Consider the following 16,175-nt stretch of genomic DNA (forward strand, 5'->3'; position numbering starts at 1 on the left):
GCCGCCGACCAGATCGGTTTCCCGCAGATCTGTCCTGTCGGTGTTTTCGGTAAGCCTTGCGCCTCGCGCCGCCATCGAGTTAAGTAAGGCTTACCTCACTAACTGGAAGGCGGCGAGATGGCAATAGCGGCACCGACGACAGCCGAGCGAATCCGCAGCGCGTGCGCCCGGGGTGGCGGCGCAATGCTCGCCGTCGAGGGCATCGAGCCGGTGGCATCCCCCGTGCATCACCTTCTCGACGACGGCTCGTTCGCGATCACGGTGCCCGAAGCCGGTCCACTGGCGGGCATGGTGCTGTCGTCCGGCTCAGCCGGTGTCCAGGCCGTCCTGGAGATGACCGATTACGCCCCGCTACCGCTGCGCGAGCCGGTCCGCTCGCTCGTGTGGATCCGCGGTCACCTGCAGCACGTACCGTCCGCCGAGATTCCCGCGCTGCTCGACCTTGTCGCCACAGAGGATCCGAATCCCGCTCTGTTACAGGTGAATTCCGGGGCGCAGCACGCCGACGACACCTACGCGCTGCTACGCCTGGAGATCGAGTCGGTCGTGGTGGCCGACGCCACCGGCGCTGAGGCGGTGAACCTGGGCGCCCTGCTGGCCGCCCGGCCCGATCCGTTCTGCGCCATGGAGTCCTGCTGGCTGCAACACATGGAGTCCGCGCATCGCGACGTGGTGGAACGCCTTGCCACGCGCCTGCCGATGACACTTCGCCAGGGGCGGGTGCGCCCGCTCGGCCTGGACCGCTACGGCGTGCAGCTGCGCGTCGAGAACGAGAACGGCGACCATGACGTGCGGTTGCCGTTCTCCAAGCCGGTCGATGACGTGACCGGGCTGAGCCAGGCGATCCGGGTGTTGATGGGCTGCCCGTTCCTCAACGGGCTGCGCGCACGGAAGATCTAGCGCCGCTACCGTTGCTCCGGTGACCGGGCCCAACGACTTTCTCGAGCCACCGCGCCGCACACTCAAGATCGAGATCGCCGTTGTCCTGGCGGTGACGTTCGGGCTCAGCGCCTACACCGCACTACTCAAGCTCACCGAGTCGGTGCTGCTCGGACTGTCCGGGCAGACCGTCGCGCTGAACCCGCGACGGTCCCCGTTCGACCTGATCGACCTAGGGCTGAACCTCGCCGGCGTCCTGCAGTTGCTCGCCTGGGGTGCGTTCGCGCTGTACCTGTTGTGGCGCAGCGGTTTCGGCCCCGCCGCGATCGGATTGTCGCGGCCGCAGTGGCGCGCCGACGGGCTGGGCGGCCTCGGTCTCGCCGCGCTCATCGGGTTGCCCGGGCTTGGCTTCTACATGCTGGCCCGGGTGCTGGGCCTGAGCGCAAATGTGGAACCGGCCGAGCTGTACGACACGTGGTGGCGGATTCCCGTCCTGCTCGGCGTCGCGTTCGCCAACGGCTGGGCCGAGGAGATCATCATCGTGGCGTTCCTGCTGACCCGACTGCGCCAGCTCGACGTCAGCCCCGGGCGCGCGCTGGTGATCTCCAGCCTGCTACGCGGTGCCTACCACCTCTACCAGGGCTACAGCGCGGGCCTGGGCAACATCGTGATGGGCCTCGTGTTCGGCTACGTGTGGCAGCGCACGGGACGGCTGTGGCCGCTGATCATCGCGCACGCCCTGATCGATGCGGTGGCGTTCGTCGGCTACGCACTGGTCGCCGAACATCTCGGCTGGCTGCAGTAGCCCGGCCCGTCGGGCACGTACATTGCTGCTGTGGACGGCTTCAAGGCTTCGGGGCGCGAACCCGACCCTCGCTTGCGGGGGCAGCCGCCGCGTCGTCCACCGAACGAGCCCTCGCAGGTCATCCGGCGGGATCCGAACCATCGGCCGGCCTGGCCACCGAATCCCCCCACCCCGCCGCGCCGGCCACCGCCACACCAGCCACCGCCCCCGAGACAACCGCCCCGGCTACCTCCGCCGCGGCAGGCGCCGCCCCCGATGCGGCCCGCTCCCAGGCCACCCGTATCCAAGCCACCCGTATCCAAGCCCCCCGCGCCCGCGGTCGTCCGCAAGCCGCGGCGGCGTCGCCGCTGGGGCCGGATCGTACTGGTCCTGTTCCTGGCAGCCGTCCTGACAATCGTCGCCGGTGGGGTGTGGGTCGAGTCGTCGCTGCGCCGCATCCCGGCACTGGCCGACTACCCGGAACGTCCCGGCTCCGGCCGGGGCACCACCTGGTTACTCGTGGGCTCCGACAGCCGTCAGGGACTGACGCCCGATCAACAGTCCGAGCTGGCCACTGGTGGCGACACCGGCAATGGCCGCACGGACACGATCCTGCTGGTCCACATCCCCGGGCTCGGCTCGGCTGTCCCCGCAACGATGGTGTCCATCCCCCGGGACTCCTACGTCCCCATCCCCGGCTACGGGGAGGACAAGATCAATGCCGCCTTCTCCTTGGGCGGAGCGCCGCTGCTGGCGCAGACAGTGGAGCTGGCCACCGGACTGCACCTGGACCACTACGCCGAGATCGGGTTCGACGGGTTCGCCGCACTTGTCGACGCGGTCGGCGGCGTGACGATGTGTCCCGCCGAGCCGATCAGCGACCCGCTAGCCGGTATCGAGCTGCCCGCCGGGTGTCAGGTGCTCAACGGCCGCAATGCGCTGGGCTACGTACGTACCCGGGCCACACCACGCGCCGATCTGGACCGAATGATCCATCAGCGAGACTTCATGTCCGCGCTGTTGCATCGCGCGTCGAGCCCGGCGGTGTTGCTCAACCCGTTGCGTTGGTACCCGATGACCCGCGCAGCCGTAGGTACCGTCGCGGTCGACGAGGACGCCCACGTGTGGGACCTGGCTTGGCTGGCGTGGGCGTTGCGGGGCGACCTGCTCACCACGACCGTGCCGATCGGCGAGTTCAGCGGAGGCGATTCCGGTGCTGTAGTGGTCTGGGACAGCGACGCCGCCGGCCGGCTGTTCGAGGCACTCGCCACCGACGCGGCAATCCCACCGGACGTCCTCAACACCCCGAATTCTTAAGCTAGGCAAAGCTAAATTGTGTCCAGCAAATTCAACACAAGAAATGTAAGCGCCGTCACACGGGTTAGGTAAAGCTGACCTCAATGAGGTCCACCTTGCCTGACAATGCCTTCTGACCTGCTATACCATCAACATCATGACCACGTCCGGCGCACTCGACACGAAATTCCATGCACTGATCCAGGATCAAATCCGCAGTGAATTCACCGCCTCACAGCAATACATAGCAATTGCGGTTTATTTCGATGGCGCCGACCTTCCGCAGCTCGCAAAGCACTTCTACGCGCAGGCTGTCGAGGAGCGCAATCACGCCATGATGCTGGTCCAGTACCTTCTCGACCGCGACGTCGATGTCGAGATCCCCGGCGTGGATCCGGTGTGCAACCACTTCGATGTCCCGCGGGAAGCGCTTGTCCTGGCACTCAACCAGGAGCGCACCGTCACCGAACAGATCAGCCGGCTGGCCAGTGTGGCCCGCGAGGAGGGCGACTACCTCGGTGAGCAGTTCATGCAGTGGTTCCTCAAGGAGCAGATCGAAGAGGTCTCATCCATGACGACGCTGGTGCGCATCGCCGACCGCGCCGGCGCCAACCTGTTCCACCTCGAGGACTTCGTCGCCCGTGAGCTCACCGGTGCCGCAGCGGACACGACGGCCCCCAAGGCCGCCGGCGGGAATCTCTAAAAGCCTCTAGTCCCGGCCGGCCCCGGTCAGGCCGTTCTGCAGCCAGTCCTTGGTGCGGCCGGGATGGTTGGTGGCCACCCAGGCCACCCCGATGTCACGGCAGAACCGGACGTCCTCGTAGTGGTCGACGGTCCAGCAATACAACGCGCGGCCCTGCGCCGCGGCCCGGTCGACCAACTCCGGATGCTCGCGCAGGGTCGTGATGGACGGCCCCACCGCCGTCGCACCGACGGTGGTCGCGGCACTACCGCCGAGATAGCGCGACGTCTCACCCAAAAGCACCGTCGGCAACATGGGGGCCGCCCGGCGAATCCGCCACACCGCGGCTGCGGAGAACGACATCACCACCGCGCGGGAAAGATCGGCCGAAGCCGGCGACGCGATCCCGTACCGATGCAACAGCGCCAGCAGTTTGTTCTCCACGAGCGCGCCGTAGCGCACCGGATGCTTGGTCTCGATGAACAGTTTCACCGGCCGGTTCCAGTCCAGCACCAGGGAGACCAGGGCATCGAGAGTCAGCAGACCGGTGTCCCCGTTTCCGCCGTCGGCCCGCCAACTGGCATGCCACGCCCCGTAATCCAGTTCGCGCAGCTCAGCGATCGTCATCTCACTCACCAAACCGGTGCCGGTCGACGTCCGGTCGACCCGCCGGTCATGCACACAAACCAGGTGCCCATCCCGGGTCAACCGCACATCGCATTCGACGCCGTCGGCTCCTTCCGCGAGGGCCAGGTCGTAAGCGGCGAGGGTGTGCTCGGGCCGGTCTGCGGACGCTCCCCGATGGGCCACCACGAACGGATGTCCCGGGCCCGGTGTCGCCTGCCCAGCGGCTCCGGCGTCCCCCAAGTTCATATGGCTATGCTGCCGGGTTGTGCCCTTCGGGCTCAACCGGAACGGCTGATTCCCGCTGATCCTGCTGCTCGCCCCCGCGCTCACGGTCGGGCTCCGGAGTCTCGGAGGCATTCTCGGTTCCGACAACCACCCACCGTCTGACGCTGCGCTCGACGGTCGGGCTGCGTTCAAAGGCGAAGAACACCTTGGCCAACAGCAGCAGCGCCACCAGGGCCAGCAGGTAGCCGATCGTCGTGGTCACGGTGTTGTCGGCAATGTTCTGCGGGTTGTCGACGATGAACGTCGCGGCGACGGTGCCGACAATCGACCACACCGCCACCACCGCGCTGAGAGCCCAGAAGATCCACCACACCACGATCGGCCGACGCAGTTGCGAAAGCCGCGCTTCCAGCGTCGCCAATTCCAGGACGAAGATCGGCGCCATCAGAAGGTTGACGCCGGGAACCAGGCAGCAGAGCCACAGCTCCCGCGGCGAGCGCGGGTCGACCTGACCGCGTTGGGCATACGCCTCGGTGCGGCGCGCAATCAGCCAGGAGACCAACAACACCACTGTGATCCCGAGGAAGAGCAGCACCGCCAGACTGGCCAGTAGCCCGAACAGCACCCCGGCCCAGGCGATCACCGGATGCAACAGCATGCTGCGGTTGATCAGCAGCAGCGCGTAACGGACCACGTGGGCGAAAGCCGCGATACCAAGCGTCACCATGGCCAGGATCAGCATGGCACGCACCGTGCCGACATCGGGGCCGTGCCGTTCGGCCGCAGGCCCACGGTCCTCGACGTCGAAGTGTTGTTGCAGTCCCCAGTGCGGAATCGTCCGGTAGCGCGGGGTCGGCCCGAGGGACTTGCGCTGGCGCCGACCACGCGGCGCGGCGCCGGGACGAACCGCTATCCAGCGGTATCCGGGTGCCAGCCGCGGCGGCGTCCGTGCCGAATCAGGCCGAACCGGCGCCGCGGTGGGGGCGGCCCACTGCTGTTGGGGCGCTGACGGTGCGAGGAGGGTGCCGCCACACCGCGGACACCACGACCGTTGGCGATCACGCACGTTCCAGCGCGTCCCGCACTGCGAACACACCTGGATCATCCGACCAGCCTAGCGACGAACGTCTTATCCACTCCGCGGCTGCCCGTCAGAGGGTGCCCGCGCCGCCGTCGTCGGTGATCACCGGGCGGCCCGCACCGGCCCAGGCCAGCATCCCGCCGTCGACGTTGATCGGCGTGTAGCCGTTGCGGGCGAGATACTGCGCCACCCGCTGTGATCGGCCACCTGCAAGGCAGACCACGTACAGCTCGGCGTCCGGATCGATCTCGGCCATGCGGGCCGGGACGTCGCCCATCGGGATGTGCTGGGCCCCGGCCGCGTGACCGCGTTGCCATTCGTCGTCTTCACGGACATCGAGCAACACCACGGATCCGTCGAACGTCGTGGGGACAGCGGCAATATCCGCCTGCGCGACTTCCACATCGTCCATGCGTCCATGCTCGCATGCGCCCCCGACGCACGCACCACCCCTCCACATCAGCGGCGGTGTTAGCAATTCGTGGCTATCCACAGTTTCCACAGGTTCATCCACAGGCTGACACCTGCCCGGACGATGCCAAATGGGCTCCAACTGTGTGCTTGCCGGCAGGGCTGTGGATAACCCGGTGTCCCGACGGCAACCGATCAACAGCGTCTCGGGGTACGAGCGAAATTGCTTGGGGAGCTAAACACCGGTGGAGGAACCCTCGCGACGACCGATTCCGTCGCCCGGGGGCCGATTTCTGCGAGACCGCCCGAAGGGCTATGATCGGCGTCACACCAGGTGTTGTGACAGAACTCACTGGGAGCAAACGTTGATCGTGCAGGTCAGGAGCGTCTGATGGCATCGCATCCGATGGGGCCGGGTTCGGCCCTACCGCAGTCCGAATGGCATTCGTCCGGGTACCTGCACACCCGTAACCAATTGATGGCGGTTCTTCGCGCGAGCGTGATCGCACTCATTCTGCTCGGCGTCCTCGCCCTGATCGTCTGGTTCTGATCACAGCCGAATCGGGTATAGGTGGGTGGTGAGGCGCGTCCTTGCGGTGTGCGCCGCGATGGAGCAATGTTGACGGCGATCTTGAGGACGCCTCGTTCCATCGATCGCGATATGAGGAAGGAATCTCGTGGCTGAATACACACTGCCAGACTTGGATTACGACTACGGAGCGCTGGAGCCCCACATCTCCGGACAGATCAACGAGCTTCACCACAGCAAACATCACGCGACCTACGTCAAGGGCGTCAACGACGCGGTTGCCAAGCTGGAAGAGGCCCGCGCAAACGGCGACCATGCGGCGATCTTCCTCAACGAGAAGAACCTTGCTTTCCACCTCGGCGGACATATCAACCACACGATCTGGTGGAAGAACCTGTCCCCCAACGGTGGCGACAAGCCGACCGGTGACCTGGCAGCCGCGATCGACGATCAGTTCGGTTCGTTCGACAAGTTCCAGGCTCAGTTCACGGCTGCGGCCAATGGCCTGCAGGGTTCGGGGTGGGCAGTGCTCGGCTACGACAGCCTGGGTGGCCGGCTACTGACCTTCCAGCTCTACGACCAGCAGGCCAACGTGCCGCTCGGCATCATTCCGCTGCTGCAGGTCGACATGTGGGAGCACGCGTTCTACCTGCAGTACAAGAACGTCAAGGCCGACTACGTCAAGGCTTTCTGGAACGTGGTCAATTGGGAAGACGTGCAGAACCGTTATGCGGCTGCGACTTCGAAGGCCAGTGGGCTGATCTTCGGCTGAGTTCGACCCAGGGGTCAGGTGCTGATCTCTACGCAAGGGGCGTCGTGCGGAATCGCGCGGCGCCCCTCGCTCGTTTCGGCTTCGTTTCGCCACAGGTGCGCGCCCCGTGTCGCCTTGCACGCTCGACGGACCTGCCGCATGCTGAACTGATCGACCCACAGACGTCCCGGAGGCGCGAAATGGATACGGGGTCCGGTCGGGCGATTGAGATCGCCCCTTTTCATTCCGGTGGGGTGCTCAAGGGATTTGTCGTGTCGGGCCGCTGGCCGGATTCCACCAAAGAGTGGGCGCAACTGCTCATCGTCACCGTGCGGATCGCATCTCTGCCGGGGTTGCTTTCCACCACAACAATTTTCGGGGTCCGCGAAGAACTTCCCGAACAGCCGCAACCCGGCACGGTCGGATTGGTCATCGCGGAGGGGCCGGTGGTGGGTGAGGCAGCGGTGCCGCCGGGCTATTTCGCAGATCATCAACCGCCCGCGCTGCTGATGCTGCATCCGCCGTCGGAGACCACCCCGTCGTTGCCGGAGTGCACCGGCGCCGCGTCGGGTTGTGTGCTGCTGCCCGGCCTGCCGCACCTCGGCCTGGAGCATCGGGCCGCGTGGGTGGAGGCTGAATCCGACGGCACGGTCACCTCGATGGTGAGCCGGGTGGGCGTCGATCCGATCAGTCACCCGGATACTGCGATCCTGGCGATGTTGCTGGCTGCGTAGCTGAGTAAGGACTACAGCCAATCCATTTGTCCGTTCTTCGAAACGGAGAATACGGCTACCCGAAATAGCTAGAGCGGCTAGCGAACTGCGCTCGCGGCAGTTATGGTCGTTGATATCAGCGAAGGGGAGTAGCCCCCAATCGTCGTGTCGACATACTGGCAGCGCGCAGTTGCGCAAGCCCGGCCGGCGAACCGCTTCAGAGCGGTGGGCGAGACCTTCGACCGTACGTCGATGCACCGTGCAGACGGTCGCATCGGCGATGTGTCGAAAGGTCGTAAATGCTCGCCGCCACTCTTCTCAGCCTCGGTGTTGTTTTCGTCGCCGAGTTGGGTGACAAATCCCAGCTGATCACCATGACCTACGCGTTGCGGCACCGATGGTGGGTGGTGCTGTCCGGCGTCGGCATCGCGTCGTTCCTTATCCACGGCCTTTCGGTGACCATCGGCCATTTCCTCGGCCTGACCTTGCCGGAGAAGCCCATCGCGTTCGCAGCGGCGATCGCGTTCTTGCTCTTCGCGGTATGGACTTGGCGCGAGGGCAGGGACAGCGATGACGGCGACGATGATGTCCGAGTCGCCGAACCGCGGTTCGTGATCTTCGCGGTGATCTCGTCCTTCGTGCTCGCCGAACTCGGGGACAAAACCATGCTGGCGACCGTGGCGCTGGCCAGCGACAACCACTGGGCGGGAGTCTGGTTGGGCGCCACGATCGGCATGGTGCTGGCCGATGGTGTGGCAATCGCCGCCGGGGTATGGCTGCACACCCGCTTGCCTGAAAGATTCCTGCATGTCCTGGCGAGCGTGCTGTTCCTACTGTTCGGCCTGTGGATCCTGTTCGACGCGGCACTAGGGCTGCGGTGGGTCGCCGTTACCGTCACCGCAACCGTCGCCGTGTCCGCAATTGGTGCGGGGCTGGTGCGGGCGCGGCGCAAACGGACGGTCGAAGCCGTCCGGCAATCTCCGATTGAATCGTCGCCAGAATCAGCCTGATCGTGCGTGGCTATCGATTGACCCTTGCGTAAATTGCTTTCGCGGACGACGCTGGTAGCGTTCGCGACGTCGTCCGACCACGACGCCCCCTGTGGGGTCAGGTCTGCAAGGTCTGTGCCGTAGCAAATACCCGTTTCGCCGAGCGCCGGTCTGCTGTGTGTTGCCCGCAGGCGCGGGAAAAACCGGTGATCGACGGCGTGGCTGCAGCTCACCGTGGCCAATACAACGCAACCGTCACTATTTGCCTTGCCAGACGGCGCAATCCCACCACGGTTCGGCGGCGAAGGTGCTGGTTTCGGAGGCCAAGTTGGCCAAAACAGGAAGCAAGGTTAACTTTTACGCGGTTTGCACTTGGTTGTCGTCACAACACTCGCTACGATAGTCAGCAAATACGCCGCCTATTCGTTCCGCTCATGTTGCATGTGGAGGTCAAATCGATGAGCAAGACGTTCGCCGCCCGCCTAAACCGCCTGTTTGACACGGTTTATCCACCTGGGCGCGGACCCCACACCTCCGCCGAGGTGATTGCTGCGCTCAAGTCCGAGGGTGTCACGATGTCAGCCCCGTACCTTTCGCAACTTCGCTCCGGCAACCGCACCAACCCGTCTGCGGCAACCATGGCCGCCCTTGCCAACTTCTTCCGGATCAAGCCGGCGTACTTCACTGATGACGAGTACTACGAGAAGCTCGACAAGGAACTGACCTGGCTTGCGAGCATGCGGGACGAAGGGGTTCGTCGTATTGCTGCCCGTACCGTCGGGCTTTCGCCGGAGGCTCAGCAGGACATCGTCCAGAAGGTTGATGAACTGCGCCGCCGGGAGAATCTCGACAGCTGATCCCGTCCGGGTCTCGGCCCACGACGTGAATCAAAGCGGGTAAGCAGGGCCGCAACGGCCCTGGCTTACGCGTCGTTTTTCCGATCCAGTTCGCGGTATTGCCGTGCGATCGCCAGGATCCATTCGCGGTCCGAATATGACTCCGGTTGCCGCAGCCAATTCAGGCCGGGAAACGCCGACGGCGAGGTTGCCTTGCGGGTGTCGTAGATCCACCGGGCGATCGCCCGCGCTTGGTCCGCCGGTGAAACCTGCGGTACATCCAGTACGGGTTGGGGTCCGTCCGAAGCCGATGACCCATGCGACGCGGTGGCCTTCCGCTTGGCCTCGGCAGCCGTCGCCTCCAGGTAGAGCGCATCGGATATCAGTGACATCCGCTCGGCCACCCGAAACGCCAACGGCCCCCGCGGACGAACTCCGATTCCGACATCGGGTTGGCGTCGGCCGAGTTCAGTCAGCAGCGGACCGACAGTGCGCAGCTCGTTGCGGGCGCCGAACCAATCCTCGATGCTTGGCAGCAGCGAACCGGCAGCCACGATCACCATGGCGCAGCCCAACAACGTCGCGGCGGCGCCGACACCGACAGCCTGCGTCTGCCCGACCGCCCGCAGGAAGAAGAACGCGCTGGCAGCGACGATGAGCGCGATGCCTATGGTGAAGACGAACAGCGCGCGGCCGCGGCGGCTGCGGTTCGAGTAACGCAAGCCCGCCCAGATCACCAGCGTGAGCGCAAGCAACACGTACAGCAACGACAGCAGCCACGACGTGCCGTTCGATCCGAGTTCGCGCTTGAGGTACTCCTGGGGGGACATCTCGGGCTGCTTGCCTGCGAGGAAGAAGGTCACCAGGCTGACCACCGCCACGATGCCCGCGATTCCGTACTGCGCCAGGGCAATGCGCCGTGTGATTGCCGGCGAGCGCTCCGAGGATGCAGTCGTGATCATGACGCAGCTGCCCGCCGCACATCCGATCAGTGCGACCTGGCTGAGTCCCATCGCGATGTTGGGCCAGCGCAGCAACGTGTCGATGAGCAGCGCGAGCGGCTGCCAGTTGAGAGCGGCGACGAGGCCGAGGCTTCCCAGAGCCACGATCATCGCCGTACTCACCAGCGATTGTTTGTTGACCAGTGCCCAACCGATCCGCAGTCCGGTCGCCAGGCCCAGCAGGCCGGCGATCACCCAGATGATCAACCAAACGCCTCTCCGAGGCGCACCTGCACGATCGAAGACCGATCCGACGGCAACCTGCCCAGCCGGTACAGGAGCAGGGCTGCGAAATCCTCCGCCTCCTGCTCGATGTCCTCGCCGTTGGGTCCCATGCACCCGGTCCGTTGGTTGAGCATGTAGCTGATCAGGTCCGAGCTGGCGACCTCGACGGCCTCCTGCGCGGCCTCGACGATCGATATGCCGTCGTGGCCCAGGACGAGATGGCCGAGTTCGTGGGCAAGAGTGCGGTCCCACGCCGGCAGACCCTGCTGGATCAGAAACACGTCGCGGTCGGCGTACTCGCGCCACTGACCACAGACGCCGGGAGGGAGTTCTGCCATGATCAGCTCGATGGGCCTGCCACGGTCTTCGCTGACGGCGTCGACCAGGCGGGTCAATGTCACCTCACCTCGACGTGGCGCGAGATCCAGCACCGCGTTGACGGCGCGGGTGACGCTACGGCTGGCTGACATGTTTCCCCCTTTCGGCATTTCCTAGCACTTTGTTATCCGAATTCTCCCTGCGGGCGGGCTAGCCGATGAACCGTGCTGCGCCCGGCCGCACCGCGTGGCCCGCTTTCGCCTGCCGGTAACCGACCAACCCACCCAGACCCGTCAAACCCAAGATCGCGGCCGCTCCCGGCACGGCCACTGCCGCGATCTCGAAAACCCCTGCGGTGCGCAGGTAGTCGGCATAACCGATCCGGAACGACGCGGGTGGCAACGCGGCATCGAGGCCGATGGCCTGGTTGTCAGCGGCCCGGGGTTGCTGCTGTTTGAACGTCGGCGTCACCTCGGGCCCCGCACCTGGTTCGTTCGACGGCCCTTCGCCTGCCGGTTCGGCCGGCAGCGCGAGAAGCGGTGGGACGACGACTGGCGGGATGATGACCGGAACCAATACCGGCGGCGTAGCCACGACGGCTGGCAGTTGGACCGAGCGCGGTACCGGGATCTGCATCTCGGGTAGCTGCGGCTGACGGAACTGCGGGGGGATCGCACCGCCGCCACCGCCACCCCCGCCGGGAACCTCACCGATGACGGTGGTCGTGGCCGTGGGAGTGGGAGTGTCGCTCGTGGTGGGAGTCGGAGACTCCGTGGGCGTTTTTGTCGTCTGCGTCGGCGTGGTCGGTTCTGTGGTTACGTCAGTGGTCGTCTCATCCGTCGTCGCCACCGTGCTGGCGGTCTCCGTCGGTTCGGGATGCGGCGTCTGGGTGGGTTCGTCCGTACCTGAGGGCTTTCCCGAAGGCTTGGTCTCACCGCGCGACGGGCCAGGCGAGGCATTGCCATCCCGCCCTCCGCCAACCTCACCGCCGTGACCGTGACCGCGGGTGTGGTCGTGGCGGCCGCCGTGCCTGCCGTCGTCCTGATCACCGTCGTCGGCGTCACTGGAGGAACCACGGCCCGGATCTCGGCCGCCGCGATCAGGGTCGGCAAACGCCAATGCGCCACCGAGACCGGCGATGAACAGGCCGGAGAGCACCAGACCTGTCGAGGTGGCGACGCGCACCCGCGAACGCACTTGGCCATCCCCCTTCGGCGCACCGCCCGTCAACCTTCTTGACGTCACCCGATTGTCGCACAATCGGGTCGTTTGATTTGCTAGCTCCGACGATTGCTCGACCGGTTCCCGGGCAGCGGGGCAGAGCAAAGGTGCCGGACGATACTGTTGGTCTGCAGCAGTTCAGCGGTGCTCACCAACACACCACGAAACGACCGGGAGGCAGCCGGAATGGGCCTGTTCACGCGACGAAAAAGCCGTGCTACCCGCCGAGCAGAAGCCCGCGCCATCAAGACGAAGGCCAAGCTCGAAGCCCGACTTGCCGCAAAAAACGAGGTCCGGCGACTCAAGGCGGACCGCAAGGCCGAGCGCAACGCGCTCAAGGCGCAGCTCAAAGCCCAGCGCGACAGTGACCGCAATGCCCTCAGGGTCGCCGAGGCGCAACTGAAGGCGGCCCGCGAGGGAAAGCTGCTTTCACCCGCCCGGATTCGCCGGACGCTCACCGTCACGCGTTTGCTGGCACCGGTGCTCGTGCCGTTGATCTACCGGGCTGCCATCGCCGCGCGCGGAGCCCTCGACGAGCGTCGGGCAGACCAGCTCGGGATACCGCTCAGCCAACTCGGCCAGTTCTCCGGTCACGGCGCGCAGCTGTCCGCGCGGATCGCCGGGGCCGAGCAGTCGCTGCGGCTGGTTGCCGAGAAGAATCCGAAGGACGCCGAGACCAAACAGTTCGTCGCGGCGATCAGCGACCGGCTCCGAGATCTGGGGGCGGCCGTCACGGCCGCGGAAAACATGCCGTCCGCACGCCGGAGAGGTGCGCACGCAGCTATCTCCACCCAGCTCGACGGGATCGATGCCGACCTGATGGCCCGGCTCGGCCTGGTCTGACACACCGGTGATGAACGACGCCCGTATCGAACCCGCAGCGCTGCTGCGCGGTACGGCCGTCGGGTTGCTCACCGCGGCACTGGCCGTAGCCGCCCACGGCGCCGCCGGGGGAATGCTGCCCGCCGGCGCGGTCACCGTCCAGCTCGCGGTGCTCGCGACGACAGTGGGCGCGGTGGCCGCCACCATCGCCGCCGCCAACCGGCCGGCCGTGTTGTGGGCGCTGCTGGGTAGCGGCCAGCTGCTCGCGCACATCCTGCTGGCCACCGCCGGCCATGCGCACGCCGATCCGGACGGGCCCAGCGCGGCAATGCTTTTCGCCCATCTCGTGGCGGTCTCAGTGGGCGCCGGCCTCATCGCCGCAGGCGCCCGGTTGTGCGCCGTGGTGTCGCGGGCTGTGCGGGCGGCGGTTCCGCCCGATCGTCAGCTTCCGGTGGCGACGACAAGCGTCGCACTCTGCAGCACGGATCAGCCGCTGCAGGCTGTCCTGTTCCTGGCAGCTTCGGTGTCACACCGTGGTCCGCCGGTCAGCGCGATCGCCTGACCTGCAAACACACCTGCCACGAAAGACACTCAACGACAATGCAACCCCTTACCGGGGCGCCTCTGCGCGCCCTTCTGCGCACCACAGCCGCACTCGCCGCGGCGGCGCTGCTCACAGCTGCACCGGCCTCGGCCCACGTACACGTCGACGCCGAGAGCGCCGCACCCGGGAGCACCTCGGTGCTGATATTCCGGGTGCCCGGGGAATCCGACACCGGAGCGCTCACAACACAATTGAGCGTGGCGCTGCCCGATGTGGCCTCTGCGCGCACCGAGGTGATGCCCGGCTGGACGGCCAAGCTGGACCGGGATGCCGCAGCAGGCACCGTCAAGTCCGTCACCTGGACGGCCGCACCCGGCGTGGGCATCTCCGCCGAACAGTTCGCACTGTTCAAGATCTCGGTGAAACTGCCGGAAGCGGAGACGGTGAGCTTTCCCGCCACCCAGACCTACTCCGACGGCACCGTGGTGCGCTGGGATCAGGCACCGCTGCCCGACGGCGGTGAACCCGAGCACCCGGCACCTCAACTCGCGCTGACCGGGCCGGCGGCCGAGGGCGGACACGGCGATCATGGCGGGCCCGCCGTCGCGGCGCCTGCCACGGCCACGCCGGCTGCCACCGCGGCCCAGCCGGTCAGCGCCGATGCCACCGACAACTCGGCGCGCTGGCTGGCCGGCGGTGCGCTGACGCTCGCCGCGGTAGCGGTGGTGACCGCGCTGCTGGCCAGGCGGCGGTCATGATGCGGACGGTGGCCGTGGCCCTGGCGGCCTTCTTCCTCACGGTGGCTGGGCTGGCCGGTGCCGGCACCGCGTCCGCGCACGCCACCCGGGTTGGTACCGATCCGGCCGAGAACGCGACTCTGACCGGGTCGCCGACTCGTGTCAGCGCGACCTTCAACGAGGCGCTACAGCAGGCGTTCGCGGCCATGACGGTCGTCGGCCCGGATGGCAATCTGTGGTCGGACGGCGAACCGCAGGTGCAGGGCGCGGTGATCGGTGTCGCGGTCCGGCCCCTCGGACCTGCAGGCACCTACACGGTGAACTACCGAGTGACCTCGGCCGACGGGCACGTGGTGTCCGGTTCGTGGTCGTTCGAGCTGACCGTGGCCGGAACCGGTACTCCCGGGCCGGCTGCCGCGGCGCCCGGCACCTCCGACTCGTCCGGCGAGGGCATCCCGGTGTGGCCGTTTGTGCTGGCAGCAACGGTGATCATCGGCGGTGGGGCCTGGTGGGCGGTCGGACGGAAGGCATAACCCGGCGGTCGGTGGCCGGCGGCGCACTCGTCGTGGTTGCGTCGTCGGTCGCCGCGTGGGCGCTGGCCTACCCGCAGAACTCGATGGCCGGTGCCCTGGTGCGGGCCGTCGCGGATTGCGCCGCCGTGGTCACTCTCGGACTGGCCGCGGTCCCGCTCCTCGACGCCGCCCGCTACCGCACTGAGCTGGCCCGCACGGCGGCCGGCCCGCTCGCGGTCAGCGGCGCGGTGTGGCTGCTCGCCGAGCTGGTGCGCCTGATCGTGGTGGCGGCACAGACCGCGGCGGTTTCGGTTCAGCACGTCGGCGTTCGAACGGTCATCGAGTTCACGCTGCACACCGGCGGGGGTCGGGCGGGGCTGGTCAGTATCGCGGCGCCGCTCGCCGTCTGCGCCGCAGCGCTCGTCGCGACCCGTACGGCGTCGACGACGGTTGCGATCGTCGGCATCGCGGCCGCCGGGGTGGCCGCCCGGACACTGGCCGGCCACCTCGCGGAGAGTCCGCTCGGCGGGATGGCGGTGGCGGTGCACGCTCTTGCCGCCGCCCTCTGGTGCGGTGTGCTGGCCGCCCTGGTGCTCACCGTGACGCATCGTGGCCAGTGGGCGCGGGTGCTGCCCCGTTTCTCGCAGCTGTCGCTGGGATGTGTGGCCGTGCTGCTGGCCGCCGGGGTTGTCGGCGCACTGGTTCGGCTGGGCTCCCCCACCGAGTTGTGGACCACCGGCTATGGCCGGTTGCTCGCCGCGAAAGTGGTGGTGACCGCGGCCCTCCTGGCGCTGGCCTGGCGCAATCGGGCGGGTTGGCTACCTGCCGCACGGTCACATCGGTCGAGCGCGAGCCTGTCGCAGCACCGATCGCTGGCCGAACTGGCGATCATGACCGTCGCAGTCACCTTCGCCGCAGCCCTGGCCGTCACCGGTTGACCAACTCGCCGCCTGGCATGATGGGAGCCACTGCCGGCCGCCGCCAACATCGCG

Annotated in this window: 20 protein-coding genes; 14 read left to right on the forward strand and 6 right to left on the reverse strand. The window is 66.9% G+C overall.

Annotated features, from left to right (window positions below; translation table 11 throughout):
- Positions 1 to 117 precede the first annotated feature (117 nt).
- The 4 genes from ABQF30_RS12545 (at position 118) to ABQF30_RS12560 (ending at position 3,662) form a co-directional block, all read left to right on the forward strand.
- Entirely contained in the window at positions 118 to 900 is a 783-nt protein-coding gene (locus ABQF30_RS12545) for a DUF2470 domain-containing protein (protein ID WP_448464063.1), read from the forward strand.
- 19 nt (positions 901 to 919) lie between these two features.
- A complete protein-coding gene (locus ABQF30_RS12550) occupies positions 920 to 1,684 on the forward strand; it encodes a CPBP family intramembrane glutamic endopeptidase (protein WP_448464065.1) in 765 nt (254 codons plus the stop codon).
- Positions 1,685 to 1,804: 120 nt separating this feature from the next.
- Complete coding sequence (locus ABQF30_RS12555) at positions 1,805 to 2,980, forward strand: LCP family protein (RefSeq protein ID WP_448464952.1); 1,176 nt, start codon at positions 1,805 to 1,807, stop codon at positions 2,978 to 2,980.
- 136 nt (positions 2,981 to 3,116) lie between these two features.
- Positions 3,117 to 3,662: a ferritin gene (locus tag ABQF30_RS12560; RefSeq protein ID WP_448464067.1), complete on the forward strand. Its 546-nt coding sequence runs from the start codon at positions 3,117 to 3,119 to the stop codon at positions 3,660 to 3,662.
- 6 nt (positions 3,663 to 3,668) lie between these two features.
- On the opposite strand, the gene ABQF30_RS12565 is transcribed toward ABQF30_RS12560, so the two are convergent.
- The 3 genes from ABQF30_RS12565 to ABQF30_RS12575 are packed head-to-tail and all read right to left on the reverse strand — an operon-like array spanning position 3,669 to position 5,986.
- Positions 3,669 to 4,514, reverse strand: a complete 846-nt coding sequence (locus ABQF30_RS12565; protein WP_448464068.1) for a glycerophosphodiester phosphodiesterase — start codon at positions 4,512 to 4,514, stop codon at positions 3,669 to 3,671.
- Between the two features lie 4 nt (positions 4,515 to 4,518).
- Positions 4,519 to 5,598, reverse strand: a complete 1,080-nt coding sequence (locus ABQF30_RS12570; RefSeq protein ID WP_448464070.1) for a DUF4328 domain-containing protein — start codon at positions 5,596 to 5,598, stop codon at positions 4,519 to 4,521.
- A 46-nt stretch (positions 5,599 to 5,644) separates the two neighbouring features.
- Complete coding sequence (locus ABQF30_RS12575; RefSeq protein WP_448464072.1) at positions 5,645 to 5,986, reverse strand: rhodanese-like domain-containing protein; 342 nt, start codon at positions 5,984 to 5,986, stop codon at positions 5,645 to 5,647.
- Positions 5,987 to 6,376: 390 nt separating this feature from the next.
- On the opposite strand from ABQF30_RS12575, the gene ABQF30_RS12580 reads away from it, so the two are divergent.
- The 5 genes from ABQF30_RS12580 to ABQF30_RS12600 all read left to right on the forward strand — a co-directional run bounded on the left by ABQF30_RS12580 (position 6,377) and on the right by ABQF30_RS12600 (position 9,824).
- A complete protein-coding gene (locus tag ABQF30_RS12580) occupies positions 6,377 to 6,535 on the forward strand; it encodes a hypothetical protein (RefSeq protein ID WP_448464074.1) in 159 nt (52 codons plus the stop codon).
- Between the two features lie 127 nt (positions 6,536 to 6,662).
- Positions 6,663 to 7,286 (forward strand): superoxide dismutase, encoded by a 624-nt coding sequence (locus ABQF30_RS12585; RefSeq protein ID WP_448464076.1) that lies wholly within the window; start codon positions 6,663 to 6,665, stop codon positions 7,284 to 7,286.
- Positions 7,287 to 7,465: 179 nt separating this feature from the next.
- Entirely contained in the window at positions 7,466 to 7,999 is a 534-nt protein-coding gene (locus ABQF30_RS12590; RefSeq protein ID WP_448464078.1) for a peptidase, read from the forward strand.
- A 278-nt stretch (positions 8,000 to 8,277) separates the two neighbouring features.
- Positions 8,278 to 8,988: a TMEM165/GDT1 family protein gene (locus tag ABQF30_RS12595; protein WP_448464080.1), complete on the forward strand. Its 711-nt coding sequence runs from the start codon at positions 8,278 to 8,280 to the stop codon at positions 8,986 to 8,988.
- Between the two features lie 437 nt (positions 8,989 to 9,425).
- Entirely contained in the window at positions 9,426 to 9,824 is a 399-nt protein-coding gene (locus ABQF30_RS12600) for a transcriptional regulator (protein ID WP_448464082.1), read from the forward strand.
- Positions 9,825 to 9,889: 65 nt separating this feature from the next.
- Here ABQF30_RS12600 and ABQF30_RS12605 read toward each other — a convergent pair whose 3' ends face one another.
- From ABQF30_RS12605 to ABQF30_RS12615, 3 genes are read right to left on the reverse strand one after another with little or no spacing between them, the layout of a single operon-like run.
- A complete protein-coding gene (locus ABQF30_RS12605) occupies positions 9,890 to 11,011 on the reverse strand; it encodes a hypothetical protein (RefSeq protein WP_448464084.1) in 1,122 nt (373 codons plus the stop codon).
- Positions 11,008 to 11,499 carry an ImmA/IrrE family metallo-endopeptidase gene (locus ABQF30_RS12610; protein WP_448464086.1) on the reverse strand — a complete coding sequence of 164 codons (492 nt, stop codon included), beginning with the start codon at positions 11,497 to 11,499 and terminating at the stop codon, positions 11,008 to 11,010. The genes ABQF30_RS12605 and ABQF30_RS12610 overlap by 4 nt, the downstream gene beginning before the upstream one ends.
- Positions 11,500 to 11,557: 58 nt before the next feature.
- On the reverse strand, positions 11,558 to 12,544 hold the full coding sequence (locus ABQF30_RS12615) for a hypothetical protein (RefSeq protein WP_448464088.1): 987 nt from the start codon (positions 12,542 to 12,544) through the stop codon (positions 11,558 to 11,560).
- Between the two features lie 210 nt (positions 12,545 to 12,754).
- Here ABQF30_RS12615 and ABQF30_RS12620 point away from each other — a divergent pair, with 210 nt between their 5' ends.
- The 5 genes from ABQF30_RS12620 to ABQF30_RS12640 are packed head-to-tail and all read left to right on the forward strand — an operon-like array spanning position 12,755 to position 16,121.
- Positions 12,755 to 13,411 (forward strand): DUF6474 family protein, encoded by a 657-nt coding sequence (locus ABQF30_RS12620; RefSeq protein ID WP_448464090.1) that lies wholly within the window; start codon positions 12,755 to 12,757, stop codon positions 13,409 to 13,411.
- A 10-nt stretch (positions 13,412 to 13,421) separates the two neighbouring features.
- Positions 13,422 to 13,952 carry a hypothetical protein gene (locus ABQF30_RS12625; protein ID WP_448464092.1) on the forward strand — a complete coding sequence of 177 codons (531 nt, stop codon included), beginning with the start codon at positions 13,422 to 13,424 and terminating at the stop codon, positions 13,950 to 13,952.
- 38 nt (positions 13,953 to 13,990) lie between these two features.
- Positions 13,991 to 14,692, forward strand: a complete 702-nt coding sequence (locus tag ABQF30_RS12630) for a YcnI family protein (RefSeq protein ID WP_448464094.1) — start codon at positions 13,991 to 13,993, stop codon at positions 14,690 to 14,692.
- Positions 14,692 to 15,204 carry a copper resistance CopC family protein gene (locus tag ABQF30_RS12635; protein ID WP_448464954.1) on the forward strand — a complete coding sequence of 171 codons (513 nt, stop codon included), beginning with the start codon at positions 14,692 to 14,694 and terminating at the stop codon, positions 15,202 to 15,204. Before ABQF30_RS12630 ends, ABQF30_RS12635 begins: the two co-directional genes overlap by 1 nt.
- Entirely contained in the window at positions 15,180 to 16,121 is a 942-nt protein-coding gene (locus tag ABQF30_RS12640) for a CopD family protein (RefSeq protein WP_448464096.1), read from the forward strand. The genes ABQF30_RS12635 and ABQF30_RS12640 overlap by 25 nt, the downstream gene beginning before the upstream one ends.
- Positions 16,122 to 16,175: the final 54 nt, after the last annotated feature.

Source organism: Mycolicibacterium sp. XJ870 (genome assembly GCF_053483975.1).